The following is a 15,294-nucleotide window of genomic DNA, read 5'->3' as shown; positions in this document are numbered from 1 at the left end:
ATTCGGTGAACCTGCGGTAGCTAGTCGCCAGGGGCGGTTATCTCTTTGGCGTAGATCTGGAAGGTGGCGCGGGGTGGCTCGGAGCCGCGGTGGAGGGCGCGGACGCGCTCGCGGATCTGTTCGTCGGCGGCGGTGACGCGCTCGCGAGAGCGGAGGTAGTCGAGCCACGACTCCATGACAAAGGTTTCATTGAGGTGCTCAGGGTCAGTGGCGTCGCGATAGATTCCCCAGCGGATAGCGCCGTCGCGGAGGCGGACGCCACGTAGCTGGTGGATGGCCTGAGTGAACTCGGCGTAGTCTTCGGCAGGGATGCGGTAGTCGACGGAGATGCGGACGGGACCGGCGGAGTTGAGGTCGTCGGCTGGCTCGGAGTCCATGCTGGGGAAGGGAATGGGTTGGGGCGCGGGACGCTTCCATTGGTAGGGAGTGTGGTCGGGGACGGGACCTTGCAGGATGTGGAAGCGTCGGGTGAGAGGGAAGCTGAGAGCAAGACCGCAAGCGGCGGTCGTGAGCGAGGTTGTGGTGGAGAAGTGGGACGCGAGAACGCCCCAGAGGACGGAGCCGAGAGCGAGTCCTCCCTGGAAGGTCATGAGGTAGGTTCCGAGGGCGCGAGCCTGTACCCAGGGTGGGACGGCGAGTTGAACGGAGGTATTGAGGCTGGACATGGTGCTGGTCCAGGCGAAGCCCGAGAGGATGAGGCTGGGGATGATGACTGCGGGCATATGGATGAAGGCGAGGATGAGGAGATCGGCGACGATGTAGCTCGTTGAGAAGGCGATAATGCTGTCGGCCGACAAGCGGCGGCGGATGCGGGGAAGCGACGTGGCTGCGACCAGTGCACCGAGGCCGAGGGAGCCGTTGAGGATGCCATAGCCGAGCGCTCCTTGATGGAGGTCGCGCAGGGCGACGACGGCGAGCAGCGACCAGATGGCCGAGACGAAGAAGGTAAAGGTGAAGGCGCGGATGAGCGAGGCGCGGACGTCGGGTGCGTACCGGATATAGCGAAGGCCGGAGCGGATGGAGCCGGCAATGCGCTCGGAGGGGAGAACGGATTTGAAGAGCGGCGTGCGCTTCCAGTTAACGAGCACCCAGATGACGGCGGCATACGAGAGCGCGTTGAGCAGGAAGACCGAACCTGCGCCGGTGTAGATGCGCTGGAAGCCTGCGACCATCAATCCGCCGAGCGCGGGGCCAAGGGCGCGGGCGAGGTTGTTGCTGGCGGCGTTGAGGGCGACGGTGTCGGGGATGAGGTCGCGGGGGACGAGTTCGGGGATGATGGCCTGCCATGCCGGGTTGTTCATGGCGGAGCCGATGTTGAGCATGAAGGTGAGACCGAGCAGCGTCCACGGAGAGACGTAGCCGAGGAAGGTGAGGATGGCGAGGACGCCGACGGAGACGAGCATCCATGCCTGCCAGAAGATGAGGAGCTTGCGGCGGTCGAAGATGTCGGCGGTGGCCCCGGCGAGGAGGCCGAAGAAAAGGACGGGGAGGCTGGCCGCGGTCTGCATCAGGGCGATGAGCAGAGGAGACGCGGTGAGCGAGGTCATGAACCAGGTGCCCGCTGTGTCCTGCATCCAGGTGCCGACCGAGGAGATGGTGCTGGCGATCCATCGGTCGCGGAACAGTGGGATGCGGAGCGGCGCGAAGCCGCTGGGGTTTTCTGACGGAGGAGTTGCCGGGCCGGTGTTGGGGGCTTCGAAGGGCATGAGGCGCTTGGGTTAGTTTACTTTGGGGTGGGATGCAAAAACCCCACCTTGGCGACGGTGGTCTGTCGCGAAGATGGGGACTTGGGTTGATTCGGTTGGTTTAGCGATGGGGCTAGAAGAGCAGCTTCAGTCCGAATTGGATCTGGCGAGAGCTGGTGGCGGTGGAGGTGACGACGCCGGCGGTGGGGCTGGCGACGACGGGTGCATTCTGGTTGGCCGTGGTTCCCTGTGATGGGCCGGAGGAGAAGACGACCGGGTTGGGTGTAGCGAAGTTGGTGTGGTTGAGGATGTTGAAGAACTCGGCGCGGAACTGGGCGTGGAGGCGCTCGCTGATCTGGGTTGATTTATGAAGCGAGAGATCGAGGTTAGTGAGGTTGGGGCCGACGAGGGTGTCGCGGCCAAGGTTGCCGAAGGTTCCGTAGGCGGGTGCGCTGAAGGCGGCTGCGTTGAAGAACTGGGTCGGCGTGTGCGGGTAGAGGTTGCCGTGGAAGTTCGGGTTGATATTGGGGCGGACTGGGTTGCGGGTGTCTCCGCTGCCAGTGGGGTTGTAGCCGAGCTGCGGCGAAAAGGGAAAGCCGGACTGGATGGCTGCGATGGCGCTGACCGTCCAACCACTGACGGTGCGGTTGGCGAAGTTATTGAGGTGGGCTCCGAAGCGGTGGTCTGCACCGAAGGGAAGATCGTACGTGCCGTTAATCGAGGCGAGGTTGCGGATGTCGCTGGCTGATGGGCCGTAGTCGAGGTTGGGGTTCGCGGGATACATGGTGAAGGCGGGCGTGTTGGCGCTGACGCTGGTGTTCCATGCCGAGCCGTTGTCGAGATTTTTAGACCAGGTGTAGTTGCCGCGGAGCTGGAAGCCATTGGCGAAGTTGCGGTGCAGATCTACTTCGAGGGCGTTGTAGTTGCTGATGCCTTGCGAGACCCATGAAGTGGTGTTGGCTACGAGTGGGTTGGCTTTCGTCGTGGTGTTGAAGAAGACGGTGCCGTTGGGGAGCGTGACCGGGATCGGTTCGTTCAGATCTTGAGAGAGGATCTGGTGATAACCATGCGAGCCGACGTAGCTGACGGTGAGAGAGGTGTTGGGCGCTAGCTGCTGCTCGACGCGGAGGTCCCAGCTTAGGACGGTAGGCGTGTAGATGTCGGGCTGAACGCTGGAAGGGGAGACGAGCGAACTGGCTGAGGGTTTGGTGTTCGCATTGATGTTGAGGCTGGAGACGGGGACGTTCGAGAGCGAGAGTGTGGTGTTGTAGGGGGCGGACTGGTCGAGGCGGTAGTCGAGATTATCGAGCAGCGAGCGATGAACGCCGAAGCCTGCGCGGACGGCGGTTTTTCCGTTGCCGAGGACGTCCCAGGCGAGACCGACGCGCGGTTCGGGGAGGAACCTGGCGCGGTTGGTGCTGAGGGCTGCCGAGCCGGTGGTTGGATTGGTGTTGATGACGCCGTTGGTAAAGGCGTAGTTAGAGGCACGGCCCTGGGCTTCGTTGAAGCCGTTGGTGGATTCGAAGCGAAAGCCAGCGCGAACTTCGAGGCGTGGGGTGAAGTGGATGGTGTCTTCGATGTAGCCTGCGCCGAGGAAGGAGCGCCAGCCGAGTTCGGTGGGCGCGGGGACTACGGTGAAGGTCTTGACGGTGCCTTGCAGGAAGGTTGCGAGCGAGGCGAAGGAGGCTTGCCCGTATTGGTTCTGAGCGAGGTTGTCGTTTGATTGCAAGCGCTGAATCCAGCCGCCCGCTTCGATCTGGTGGCGTCCGTGGCTCCAGAAGATGTGATCGTCGAAGGTGACGAGGTTGCGGGTGGTGGTGTTATCGGAGCCTACGTTGCCGCCTGCTCCTGTGATCTGCGATGAGCCGTTGCTGGCGGTGCTGCCTGCGATGACGATGGCTCCGATGGGTTTGCCTGCTACCCAGCCGGGAACATTCACTGGCGTTGCTCCGATGAAGAAGAAAGAGGCGCGCGAGAAGCCGACGCGAGCGGTGTTGAGCAGTTGCGCGGAGAAGACGTGCTGCTCCTGTGCGCTGAGGACCTGTTCGCGCAGGCTCTCGTTGATGAGCGAGAGGGGGTTTTGCGTGGGCGTGTTGGCGGTGGAGTCGTCGATCGTGTAGACGCTGAAGAAGAGGTCTTTCGGGCTGATGTTGTAGTCGAAGCGCGTAGTACCGAAGTCTTCGCGGATGTGCTGCATGGGGCTGGAGTAGGCGAGGGCAATACCGCTGCCGAGTTCGGGGCCGTTTGCTGCGGGCCACAAGGCGAGAAGAGGTTTAACGCTGGCTACCGCGGCGGCGCGAGAGGCGTTATCCGGGACGAGGGTGACATCGGAGAGGCCGAGGTTCTGTCGATAGCCTTCGTAGTTGGCGAAGAGAAGTAGCTTGTCCTTCTTGATGGGGCCGCCGAGCGAGCCGCCGAAGTTGTTGCGCTGGAACTCGGGGATGGCGGCCTGATCGAAGTAGTTGCGGGCGTCGAGAGCGGAGTTGCGAATGAATTCATACGCGGAGCCGTGCAGATGATTTGTGCCTGACGCGGTTACGATTGAAATCTGCGCGCCCTGGCGCTTACCGTAGCTGGCGGAGTAGGTGTCGCTGACGACGTTCAACTCGCGGACGGCATCGACGCCGAGGAGTTGACCGCTGGTGCCACCAGGGGTCACGTTGATGAGCGAGGCGCCGGTGTACTCAACACCGTTGAGCAGGAAGAGATTGTCTTGCGGGCGGCGGCCGGAGATGGCGAACATGTTGCCGACAGATGAGTTTGAAGTGCCGATGGTGCCGGAGCGCTGGCCGGTGTAGTTGACGACGCCGGGATTGAGAGTGATGAGCTGGTCGTAGCTGCGGCCGTTGAGAGGAAGCTGCTTGATCTGGCGTTCGTCGACGAGGCCAGAGGTCTGCTGAGTAGAAGTGTTGACGACCGAGGGCGTCTCCTGCACGGTGACCTGCTGCGCTACTGAGTCGAGCGAGAGGGTGAGGTCGATCTGCTTGCTCTGGCCTACGGTGAGCGCGATTTCAGCGCGGTGTGCCGGGCTGAAGCCGGGGAGTTCTGCGGTGACGGTGTAGGTGCCTACGGGGATTGAGGGCGCGGAGTAGCGGCCGTCGGATGCGGTGGTGAGATTGCGCTCGTTGCCGGTTTCGTCGTTGTGGACGAGGACCTTTGCGTTGGCGAGAGCCGCGCCTGTGGTGTCGGTGATGGTGCCGGAGAGGGTTCCACCGACGATCTGCGCGTGGGCGGCGATGGTGATAAAGATCGCTAGGATTGCGGCGATAACCGGGATTTTTTTAGTGATTAAGTAGTGCATAAGGTCTCCGAAATATATGTGGGAGCGCTCCTCGCTGGTTGGTTAAGGTGCGAGGGTGCGCGTTCTTCTTTAAGTTTTTTAGGGGAGCTGGTTCTTGCTTAGGCGCAACAACAACAGCTTTGGGGCATGATTCTGGGGCGAGAATTTACATCCAGCCCTTCACGGTAAGGCTGCGAAGGACGGGGCACCCGGGCGTTTGATGTCGTATTTGAAAGAGCCGTCATTGGATCGCTCCGCGGTGGTAGCTCCAGTAGACGAGGCCGAGAGTGACGAGGGCGATGAAGACTTCGCCGAGGATGCCGACGATCAGAGGACGCCAGCCCTGACCGACGAGGTCTCTTAGATTCGTGCGAACGCCGACACCGGCGAAGGCGGGCAGGAAGGCCCAGCGGGAGAGATTGGAGAGGCTGTTGAGCTGGCCGTGGGTGAAGAAGCCTGCTGTTGCGAGCACTGAGATGGCGATGAAGCCGAGGACAAACTTGGGGAACTTCTGCCAGAGGAAGAGCGCTTTGTTCTCGACCGCGGCCGCCTTCCCTTGCGATGCCCAGTAGACGGCGTAGCCGAGGACGACGAAGCCGAGGAAGGACGAACGCGCGGTTTTGGAGAGGACGGCGAAGCGTCCGGCGGCGTCGCCGTAGATGGCTCCGGTGACGGTCGCTTCGGCGGTGTTATCGACGGCGAGCCCGGCCCAAATGCCGTAGGACTGCTGGCTCATGTGGAGAGCGTGGCCGATGGCAGGGAAGGTGAAGAGAGCGATGGCGCCGAGCGTGAGGATAGCGGCCATGGCGGTCGAGGTGTCCTCTTCGCTGGCGTCGATGGCTCCCTGGGTGGCCATGATGGCGGTGACTCCGCAGACGCTGCTGCCGATCGAAAGCAGGCTGGTGAGTTTGGGCGGGAGCTTGAAGATGCGCCCGAGCAGGGTCATGACGGTGAGCGAAAGAACGAGCTCGATGGCGACGAGGACGAGCGTCATACCGCCGATGTGAAAGAGGTCCTGCATCAGGAAGCGGGCACCGATCAGAACGATGCCGAGCTTGAGCCAAAGCTCGTAGGTAGCCACGCCGGGCTGGAAGATGCGAGCGACGCCGAAGGTGTTGCTGATGACCAGGCCGAGGATGATGGCCCAGAGAACGTACTCGATGTGCGGAAGAGGCCACGCAGGATGCTGGGCGTGCAGGATGGCGATGACGTGTTCGAAGAGCTTGCCCAGAAGGCCAACACCGAAGAGCAACGCCATACCGGGAATCGTCCTGACGAAACGAGCGGCAGGGGAAGATGCCGGACTGGCGGTCGGGTTGGGTAGAGTATGGGTGGACATTGTGTTAGGGCTGGGGCGAGGGAACAGGTTAAAACGGGATGGAGGGAATGATGTTGAAACGGATGAGCGCCGCGAGGGTGAGCGCAATGGTGACGGCGATCAGGTCGACATTGATGGACAGCCGACTGGCAGCGTGAGGTTTGGCCGGTGTGTGGTGGTCTTGAGAGATTGCCATGATGTCGTCTCCTGCACTTGGTTCGGAAAAAGAAAAAACCCACGTATCGCGATTTACGCTGATACGTGGGTTCCTGAAGTGTCTAAGCTGAAATTTTTACTATTCGCTTAGGTTGGGGAAGATCCGACGCAGCAGCAGCCATTGCCCATACAACAGAGGCAACAGGTACAAGCCGCGATGTGCATCAATCCCATGAAGTGAGGATAGAGGGTTTGGGCGGAGGCGTCAAGGTCTAGCGAGTAAATTGTTGGACTTATGGCGGATCTTAAAGAGGAAACCCACGCAGCGCGGTGGGGGCTGTTGCGTGGGTATTCCGGTAAAGCAACGAAGTGGGTGGACTTCGTTATGACTGACTCAACCCGAAGGGAGTCTAGCCATTTGCTTAAGATAGAAGGAATTCTAACTGGAGTCAAGCGGATTGTGGGGCCTAATCAGCTGGGTTCGAGACGGTGAACGGCTTTGAATCCGGGGGGATAGCGACTTCGGGGATCGAGGTCATCAGGGTTCAAATCAGCCTTTTTGGGAGTATTCGGAGAGACTTAAATGAGAGTACGCATCCCTTTTGAGGATGCGTACTCTACGGTGGAACGCTTCTAAAGCGAGCTCTACCGTTTGTTAACGCGCTCAATGACAACATCGCGCTCGACAAGCACATTGCCATCGACATCTTCGTTGTCCAGACGGTTGGTGTGAAGGGTGTTTGTGTGGACGCGCTCCGTATCCCGGCGGTCGGTTTCTACACCATGGGTGCTGACGGACTTTTCGCCGGAGGAGGCGATGTCCTCACCGCCCGTTTCCTTGAGGATATCCTTCGCACGGGAGACCTCTTCGGAGCTATCGCAGTGAACCGAGACGAGGATACCGCCATCCTTAACGCGGCCTTCGTAACGCTTCGCTTCATACTCGGGAATGCCCATTCCAACCAGGGCTCCCACAAGACCACCCACTGCTCCGCCGACGCCCAGACCCGCGAGTGCGCCCATGATCGGTCCTGCTGCAATCAGCGGACCGACGCCGGGAATAGCCAAAGCGCCGATGCCGGCGAGCAGCCCGAGCGTTCCGCCAACTGCTCCGCCAACGCCTACGCCAGTTGCGGCGCCTTCAGGAGCCTTGGTGTTCTTCTCGGTGGCAAAGTCCTTCGATCCCTGCTTATCGGACATGAGAACCGAGACGTCCTGATGCGAAAAGCCCGCTGCGGTGAGTTGATCGACTGCGGCTTCTGCGGCCGTTCTAGTTGAGTAAATGCCGAATGCTGCTGTGTTTTTCCCTGCCATATAAATCTCCTTCTGCAACGCTTTATGAGCGAGCAGGTCCTACTGTTTGACCGTAAGTTGATTGGTGACTTTGTCCGCACCGCCGGCGACCTCTGCTGCTTTGGAGGCAATGGTCTGCTTCTCCTCCTCCGAGTGCACGGGCCCCTTCAATGTCACCATTCCATCGCGCGTAATGATCTTGACGTTGTGGCCGTACATGGAAAGCGACTTGTCTGCGATCAATGACTGACGGATGTGCTTTGTGAGCATGCGGTCAGAGGTCGCGTTCGATTGCTGATCGGCGGTATTGTGGTGTGCTTTGTTCCTTGCAGTGTTGTCTGGACTGGTAGAAGTGGGAGCACTGGTCTGGTCCTGGCCGAACGATGTTGTTGGCATCAATAGGACAGAAGTCAGTGCTAAGCACGCAATCATAGATATGCGTGGGAGTGTAATGCGAAAAAATGTCACGTTATTACCTCATGAGTCTGGGCTGGTCTGAGCCACGCTTGGTTAATCAGGCGGCTTACGTACGGGAGATAGACAGTCTCAGATCGAAACTCGCGGCTAATCTCGTTCCCAGTTAGTAAGAAGCCGGGAATCGAGAGCGGGTTGCTAGGTCGAAGATAGATTGAAGGGCTTACTTTCTTGCGGAGATCTCCCTGCATCTTGCATGTCAGTGATGCCGCTTGTCAGAGTCTGCAGATGAGGAGTTCTCTTTCGTAGATCATCTCGGGGGGCAGGTGGTCGTGAACGAGTAGGAAGAGCTCTTCGTGGCTCATAACCTCGTGCCTCCATTGCGTGCGGTTAACTTTTTGAAGTTCGTCGAAGGCTTCGCGAGGGAAGTTGAGGCCCTTCCAGTTGATGTCCTCGTAGTGCGGGGTCCAGCCAATGGGAGTTTCTTTGCCCAGGGCGCGGCCGTGGACGCGATCGACGATCCATTTAAGAACACGCATGTTTTCGCTGAAGCCGGGCCAGAGGAACTTGCCCTCCGCATCTTTGCGGAACCAGTTGACGTGGAAGACGCGCGGTGTGGCGGAGAGGGTGCGCTGCATGCGCAGCCAGTGACGGAAGTAGTCGCCCATGTGATAGCCGCAGAAGGGCAGCATGGCCATGGGATCGCGGCGGACTTTGCCGACAGCGCCTCCGGCGGCAGCAGTGGTCTCGCTGCCCATGGTGGCTCCGATGTAGACGCCGGCAGACCAGTTGAAGGCCTGATAGACGAGCGGCATGGTGGTGGCGCGACGGCCGCCGAAGATGAAGGCGGAGATAGGAACGCCGTCGGGTGCCTCCCAGTTGGGATCGATGGTAGGGCACTGGCTGGCGGGAGCGGTGAAGCGCCCGTTAGGATGCGCGGCGGGGCGGCCGGTCTTTTTGCCGATGGCCGGGGTCCACTTGTTGCCTTGCCAGTCCAGACACTCGGCGGGCGGCTTGTCGGTCATGCCCTCCCACCAGACGCCGCCGTCGGGAGTGAGAGCAACGTTGGTGAAGATAGTGTTTTTGGCCAGCGTGGCCATGGCGTTGGGGTTGGTCTTTGCACTGGTGCCAGGGGCTACACCGAAGAAGCCTGCCTCAGGGTTGATGGCGCGGAGCTGGCCGGTGGCGTCGGGCTTGATCCAGGCGATATCGTCGCCAATGGTCAAGATCTTCCAGCCATCGAAGCCTGCGGGCGGGATCATCATGGCGAAGTTGGTCTTGCCGCAGGCTGATGGAAAAGCAGCGGCAACGTAAGTCTTTTCAGTCTTGCCCATCTTGTCGGGTGGAGATTCGACGCCGAGGATTAACATGTGCTCGGCCATCCAGCCCTCGTCGCGGGCGATGTTGGAGGCAATGCGGAGAGCGAAGCATTTTTTGCCGAGCAGGGCATTGCCACCGTAGCCCGAGCCGTAGCTCCAGATCTCGCGGGTCTCGGGGAAGTGCACGATGTACTTGGTGTCGTTGCAGGGCCAGGGAACGTCCTTTTCTCCGGGCGCCAGAGGGGCACCTACGGAGTGCAGGCAAGGCACCACGCGCTTGATGTCCTTGTCGATCTCGGCGAAGACAGGAGCGCCGATGCGTGCCATGATGCGCATGTTGACGACGGCGTAGGCGGAGTCCGTGAGCTGGACACCGATCTGTGACATCGGCGAGCCGACCGGGCCCATGCTGAAGGGCATGACGTACATGGTGCGGCCACGCATGCTGCCGCGAAAGAGCTGCTTCAGCTTGCGCCGGATGGTGAAGGGATCTTCCCAGTTGTTGGTGGGGCCGGCGTTGTCTTTGGAGAGAGAGCAGATGAAGGTACGGTCTTCGACGCGCGCCACATCATTGGGAGAGGAACGGGCGTAGAAGCAACCCGGCCAGAGCTTTTCATTGAGCGGGAAGAATGTCCCGGCTTCGACGAGGACGTCGCAGAGATGGTCGTACTCTTTTTTTGATCCATCGATCCAGTGAATGTGATCGGGCTGCGTCAACTCCGCCATCTTCTCCACCCAGCGGATCAGATGTTTATTGGTTGTGGGAGGAGTGGCTGTGGAGGGTGCTGTCTTCATAGGGAGGAAGGCTCCTTGGGTTTCCATGTTTCGCCTGTTGGCGCGATGGTGTCAATGGAGATCGCACATTTGTTCGTTTATCGGATTGTAATGTTTACGGACATTGAGTACATTTCTCGGTTGACCGATGCATTTTCCCTGCGGTGACAAAGGCGCGCCACCCTCTTGTCGAGATGACACTCCTTGCTCTTACGAAACACTAACTGGATATCTGAATGGATGAGTTGCCGGTGCGGGCGCGCCAGAACTCGAGTAACGTGGAGGCGATGGTGAAGAAGACCGGGCCGAGAATGACGCCCATGATTCCGAACAAAGCAATGCCGCCGAGGATCGAGATGAGAATGGTCGCGGTGTGGCTGCGCAGTCGAGTGCCAACGAGGATGGGGTAAAGGAAGTTGTCGATGGTGCTGACGATGACGCCTCCCCAGATGACGAGCAGAAGAGCCTTTCCCCAATGGCCCGAGATCCCGAGATAGATGGCGATGGGGCCCCAGACGAGGAGCGTACCGAAGGCGGGAATCATCGCCATGACTGCTGTGGTGAAGGCCCAGAGGATGACGCCGGGAACGCCCAGAACCCAGAAGGCAAGACCGATAAGGACACCTTGTACTCCGGCAACTGCCAGTCTGCCGAGAGCGGTGGTGAAGATCGTGTCGCCGACTCTTGTGAGCAGTTCGCTGCTCTCCTCCGTACGGAGAGGAAGAAGCGAATGAAGAAAAGTCAGCGCGAGGGAGCGGTCGCGGAAGAGGAAGAAGAGTAGGAAGAGCATGACCACAAGCTGGGTGATAAGGCGCACGGAGTTGCCGAGAAGACCACCAATTTTGCTTCCGACGTAAGCGGCGGCGGCTTGAGCGGCGTGGCCGGGATCGATGGAGTTGGAGACGACCTCGACGCGGGAGGCGGCAGCGGGGTGGCCTCCGAGGAACTCGCTGAACTTTTCCTGAGTGGCATCATTGCGAACTGTGCTGACAACAGCGATCGCCTGCTTGCCGATATTTTGTGCGAGAAAGAATCCCGGGACGACGAAAGCCAGCAGGACGAGTGCGAGCCCAAGAGCGGCGGCCGCGGAGCGGTTCCGGATCTTTGTGGCCAGCCAGTCATAGGGATGCTGCGTGATGACGGCAAGGACGATGGCACCGACGATTGCTCCGAAGAAGGGCCAGAGGAGCAGCGCGCAGACGATGACGCTGCTGAAAGTCAGAAGGAACAGCGTGATCTGCTTCCATGTCGTTTCTTCGCTGCTGGTTGCCATTGGCTGCTGCTCCGTGAGATGAGTTACTGGTCCTTCATCGTGATGTGAGTAGGATGCCTGCATCTCGGAAGCGACCCGCGGCGCGTTAATTTTCTAAGGAGCCTCGACTACACCGACCTCGGAGTCCGCGCAACCATAGTAGAGAAACCATTTGTCGTGGAAACGGATGAGACCTTCGGCGAACGTGGTTCCAGCGACGTATTGGCCGGTCTTTTCGTAAGGCTTTTCAGGTTTGAGTACGGGCTCTTCAGTTCGCGCTATGAGATGGGTCGGATCGTGAGCATCGAAGAGAGCTTCGCCTGCGGCGTAGGCGTTGGGGCCAAGGGCGCGATCGCCGTTGGTCGGATCGTTTTTTCCGTTATAGAGGACGACGATGCCGGCGTCGGTCAGGATGGGCGGCGGGCCGGTCTCGGGGAAGCCGCTGTCGAAGTGGCCAGGACGTTTGGTGAGGACTTCGATGGGATTACCGCTGGCGTCTTCTACCGGCGTCCAGTGGATAAGGTCGGTGGAGGTGGCAAGGTGAATCGCGCCTTCGCCCCAGTACATCCAGTACTTGCCGTTGATCCGGGCGGCGATGAGGCGGTCGTTGACCAGATGCGTAACGATGCCGCCTGACTTGTATTTCAGGTTGTCATATTTGCCGTTGGCTGCGCCGAGGAAGACAGGACCGTACTTGGTCCAGTGCTGAAGGTCCTTTGAGGAAGCTATGCCGATGGAATAGGTAACTCGATTCCACTGGGTGTAGGTGAGGACGTAGGTGCCGTCTTCGCTCTCGACGATGCGCGGGTCTTCTACTCCACCGGGCCACTCGCGAGACTTCTGGGCGTCTTCGGCCGGGTAGAAGACGGGCTCGGGAAGGCGCGTGAAATGGATGCCGTCGTCGCTGGTGGCGAGGCCGAGGCGGGAGGTGTGCTCGCCGATCACCATGGCTCCGGTATCGTCTTCGGCGCGATAGAGGACGACGATCTTTCCGTCGCGGACGATTGCGGCTGGATTGAAGGTGTGGAGCGCCTCCCAGTGGATAGGAGTCTTCGCGATGGGATCGTTGAAGACGGCGGTTTTATCCGGCGTGATCACCGGGCCGTTGGTCGGACGAGTGAAGGGGCCAATCTGCCAGTGGGAAGGTTTGGCTGCTCCCAGCGTGGCCAGGAGGACGAGAGTGCCGGCGATTTTGAGGAGTTCGTGGTTGCGCGTCATCGTGCAGTCAATTTATCTCAATTGGAGCTTCTGTGAGAGGTAATATTGTGCCTCCGGGCCCCAAACAGGAGGATCAGATGGCAAAGAAGATCATTATCTGTACGGACGGGACATGGAACTCGCCCCATGGCATTGGAGCGGTTGCGAATGATACGAACGTCCGCAAACTGTACTGCGCGCTCGCTGACTCTCCCGATCAGATGCGTTACTACGATAGCGGGGTGGGCACGGATGGTACGCCGATCGACCATCTGGCAGGCGGAGCGATGGGCGAAGGGCTGTTTCAGAAGGTCCAGGACGGTTATGAATTTCTGGCTTATGTGTGGGACCCGGGAGATCAGATTTACATCTTCGGGTTTAGCCGCGGAGCTTATACGGCGCGTAGCCTGGGCGGGATGATTGCCGGGTTTGGTGTGCCGACCAAGAACTTCGACAACAGGACGGTGCAGAAGATCTTCAGTGCCTACCGCCAGACCGATCCGAAGCTGCGGGTTGCCGCGAAGGACGCGCTCGATGCGGAGTATAGGCTGACTGCGGCAGATGTGCGGATGATTGGGGTCTGGGATACGGTCGGGTCGCTGGGCGTTCCGGGGTTGCTGTTCAGCGTGCTGCACCAGCAGAAGTATGGCTTTCTGGACACTTCGCTGCATCCTTGTGTAAAGAGTGCCTTTCACGCGATCTGCATCGATGAGCGGCGTGCGCCGTTCAAGCCTACCTTGTGGACGAATGCCGATGGGTCGCCGCGGGACAACGACGATCAGGTGCAGCAGGTTTGGTTTTCGGGCGTTCATTGCGACGACGGCGGAGGGTACGATGACTGCCGGTTATCAGAGATTACGTTGGGCTGGATGCTGAAAAATGCGATCAAATGCGGTCTTGTGTTCGATGAGGATGCGAGGTCGAGGTATTTGAAGATCGACCCGAGCAGTGCACTGGGCGCGGCACATGATGAGTGGAAGATGGTTCCCTGGGGTTTCCCGGAACATCGAGAGATTCCTGCCAATGCGGCGATGGCCAACACGGTGCAGATGCGATTGGACGGAATGGCGGAGTATCGGCCAGAGAATCTGACTCTCACAGAAGCGGGGAAGTTAAAGGGATATCAAGTGGTCGATGTGCTGGCGTGATTGACGCCAGTACATCGCGAGACTGGAGCCTCTTCTGTTTGTGTCGATTCGTGTGACTGAAGCGCTGAGCTAATCTACGGCTTGACCTTTGTGAAGATGGAAAGCTTGGTAATGTCGTTGAAGATAACAAAGGCGGCGAAGAGGATAATGCAGACAAAAGCCACTTGGTAGACGCGCTCTTTGAGCTGCTGATTGACGTCGCGGCGGATGATGCTTTCGATGATAAGAAAGAGGATCATGCCACCATCGAGAATAGGGATGGGCAACAGATTGAAGATGCCAAGGTTCAGCGAGATATAGGCCATCAACCCGATGATGGGCATCCAGCCGGGCATGTCGACGGCCTCGTGGATCTGCTGGCCGATGCCGATGGGCCCGCTTAAGCTGCGCACCGAAACCTGGCGTGTGAACATGCGTTTGAGGACTTCGACGATGAGCAGCGAGCCTTTTTTATTGAATTGCCATGACGCGACTACAGCCTTGTCGAAGGGGAGACGCTGCACCGTGACCGGTGGCTGAACGGCGAGGAATCCGAACTGGTAATACTTTGTGCCATCTCCTGCATCTCCGAGGACTGGATTCAGGGTGACGGGAAGGGTGGCGCCGTGCCGGTCGATCACAAGGGCGACAGGCTTGCCAGCCTCGTCCTGCAGATAGGCGTGGAGAGCGTCGACGGAGTGAAGATGAAGTCCGTCAAGAGTCACTATCTTGTCGCCGGGCTGAAGGCCTGCGCGAGCGGCGGGGAGGTTCTCCTCTCCTGCGAGACTCCTGACCTGGACCGGCGTGTCCTGCATGATTGGGACGAACCCGAGTGTGTCGAGGGTGAAGTTTTCCGGTCCGCCTTTGGCTTCAACGAAGAGCTTAGTATTGGTTCGTTGGCCGTCGTGAATGTAGGAGAAGGCGATGCTCTGGTTGAGATTCAGCATCGAGCGAACCGCAACCTGATCCCAGGTGGGATTTTCGATGGTGTCGTAGTGGACGATGGTGTCGCCGCCGCGGATGCCGGTGTGGGCCGCGGGTGTGTTAAGCGAGACGTAGTCGACGTGGGCTGGGCCGTTGAGGAAGGCCCGAACCTCATTGTGAATCATATAGACGCCGGTCATCAGGGCGATGGCGAGCAGAAAGTTGGCGAAGGGGCCGGCGAGGGCGATGAGGACGCGCTGCCAGCGGGGATGGTTCTCCAGTTCGCCGGGGTCGTCGCTCTTGGCTTCGCCGGGCATCTCGCCTGCCATCTTGACGTAGCCGCCGAGGGGAAGAAGGCTGAGTCGATAGTCGGTGTCGCCGCGTTTGAAGCCAAAGAGGCGAGTGCCGAAGCCGATGGAGAAGACTTCGACGCGAACTTTGCAGAGCTTGGCGACAGCGAAGTGGCCGAATTCGTGCACCAGAACCATGATGCCAAGGACGATGGCAAGCTGAATGACTGTCGACATGGGAGAGTGGAGACCTCGTTGCTGATAA

General features: G+C 59.6%; 11 protein-coding genes. 1 reads left to right on the top strand and 10 read right to left on the bottom strand.

Annotation, left to right across the window (positions count from 1 at the left end):
- Positions 1-20: 20 nt before the first annotated feature.
- The 9 genes from P4G45_RS12795 to P4G45_RS12755 all read right to left on the bottom strand — a co-directional run bounded on the left by P4G45_RS12795 (position 21) and on the right by P4G45_RS12755 (position 12,709).
- Positions 21-1,706: an MFS transporter gene (locus tag P4G45_RS12795; protein ID WP_348266866.1), complete on the bottom strand. Its 1,686-nt coding sequence runs from the start codon at positions 1,704-1,706 to the stop codon at positions 21-23.
- 112 nt (positions 1,707-1,818) lie between these two features.
- Positions 1,819-4,986 (bottom strand): carboxypeptidase-like regulatory domain-containing protein, encoded by a 3,168-nt coding sequence (locus tag P4G45_RS12790; RefSeq protein ID WP_348266865.1) that lies wholly within the window; start codon positions 4,984-4,986, stop codon positions 1,819-1,821.
- A gap of 220 nt (positions 4,987-5,206) precedes the next feature.
- Entirely contained in the window at positions 5,207-6,304 is a 1,098-nt protein-coding gene (locus P4G45_RS12785; protein ID WP_348266864.1) for a putative sulfate exporter family transporter, read from the bottom strand.
- Between the two features lie 28 nt (positions 6,305-6,332).
- A complete protein-coding gene (locus P4G45_RS12780; protein ID WP_348266863.1) occupies positions 6,333-6,479 on the bottom strand; it encodes a hypothetical protein in 147 nt (48 codons plus the stop codon).
- Positions 6,480-7,084: 605 nt separating this feature from the next.
- A complete protein-coding gene (locus P4G45_RS12775) occupies positions 7,085-7,753 on the bottom strand; it encodes a general stress protein (RefSeq protein WP_348266862.1) in 669 nt (222 codons plus the stop codon).
- A gap of 39 nt (positions 7,754-7,792) precedes the next feature.
- On the bottom strand, positions 7,793-8,128 hold the full coding sequence (locus tag P4G45_RS12770; RefSeq protein ID WP_348266861.1) for a BON domain-containing protein: 336 nt from the start codon (positions 8,126-8,128) through the stop codon (positions 7,793-7,795).
- Positions 8,129-8,421: 293 nt separating this feature from the next.
- Entirely contained in the window at positions 8,422-10,260 is a 1,839-nt protein-coding gene (locus tag P4G45_RS12765; protein WP_348266860.1) for a phosphoenolpyruvate carboxykinase (GTP), read from the bottom strand.
- A 199-nt stretch (positions 10,261-10,459) separates the two neighbouring features.
- On the bottom strand, positions 10,460-11,512 hold the full coding sequence (locus tag P4G45_RS12760; RefSeq protein ID WP_348266859.1) for an AI-2E family transporter: 1,053 nt from the start codon (positions 11,510-11,512) through the stop codon (positions 10,460-10,462).
- Positions 11,513-11,605: 93 nt separating this feature from the next.
- The gene (locus P4G45_RS12755; RefSeq protein ID WP_348266858.1) at positions 11,606-12,709 is read right to left on the bottom strand and encodes a glycoside hydrolase family 130 protein; all 1,104 of its coding nucleotides are present in this window, start codon (positions 12,707-12,709) and stop codon (positions 11,606-11,608) included.
- Between the two features lie 77 nt (positions 12,710-12,786).
- Between P4G45_RS12755 and P4G45_RS12750 the strand changes: the two genes are divergently transcribed.
- On the top strand, positions 12,787-13,836 hold the full coding sequence (locus P4G45_RS12750; RefSeq protein WP_348266857.1) for a DUF2235 domain-containing protein: 1,050 nt from the start codon (positions 12,787-12,789) through the stop codon (positions 13,834-13,836).
- 74 nt (positions 13,837-13,910) lie between these two features.
- Here P4G45_RS12750 and rseP read toward each other — a convergent pair whose 3' ends face one another.
- The gene (gene rseP, locus P4G45_RS12745; protein WP_348266856.1) at positions 13,911-15,266 is read right to left on the bottom strand and encodes an RIP metalloprotease RseP; all 1,356 of its coding nucleotides are present in this window, start codon (positions 15,264-15,266) and stop codon (positions 13,911-13,913) included.
- Positions 15,267-15,294 lie beyond the last annotated feature (28 nt).

The sequence above is a fragment of the Edaphobacter paludis genome, from assembly GCF_039993895.1.
Lineage (GTDB): Bacteria > Acidobacteriota > Terriglobia > Terriglobales > Acidobacteriaceae > Edaphobacter > Edaphobacter paludis.
Note: the sequence above shows the minus strand (reverse complement) of the source record. Positions and strands in the feature narration are given on the sequence as shown.

Coding starts and splice junctions, on each gene's coding strand:
- P4G45_RS12775 (WP_348266862.1), bottom strand. CDS start 7,753: ATGGCAGGGAAAAACACAGCAGCATTCGGCATTTACTCAACTAGAACG.
- P4G45_RS12760 (WP_348266859.1), bottom strand. CDS start 11,512: ATGGCAACCAGCAGCGAAGAAACGACATGGAAGCAGATCACGCTGTTC.
- P4G45_RS12750 (WP_348266857.1), top strand. CDS start 12,787: ATGGCAAAGAAGATCATTATCTGTACGGACGGGACATGGAACTCGCCC.
- P4G45_RS12755 (WP_348266858.1), bottom strand. CDS start 12,709: ATGACGCGCAACCACGAACTCCTCAAAATCGCCGGCACTCTCGTCCTC.
- P4G45_RS12765 (WP_348266860.1), bottom strand. CDS start 10,260: ATGAAGACAGCACCCTCCACAGCCACTCCTCCCACAACCAATAAACAT.
- rseP (WP_348266856.1), bottom strand. CDS start 15,266: ATGTCGACAGTCATTCAGCTTGCCATCGTCCTTGGCATCATGGTTCTG.
- P4G45_RS12785 (WP_348266864.1), bottom strand. CDS start 6,304: ATGTCCACCCATACTCTACCCAACCCGACCGCCAGTCCGGCATCTTCC.
- P4G45_RS12780 (WP_348266863.1), bottom strand. CDS start 6,479: ATGGCAATCTCTCAAGACCACCACACACCGGCCAAACCTCACGCTGCC.
- P4G45_RS12795 (WP_348266866.1), bottom strand. CDS start 1,706: ATGCCCTTCGAAGCCCCCAACACCGGCCCGGCAACTCCTCCGTCAGAA.
- P4G45_RS12790 (WP_348266865.1), bottom strand. CDS start 4,986: ATGCACTACTTAATCACTAAAAAAATCCCGGTTATCGCCGCAATCCTA.
- P4G45_RS12770 (WP_348266861.1), bottom strand. CDS start 8,128: ATGCCAACAACATCGTTCGGCCAGGACCAGACCAGTGCTCCCACTTCT.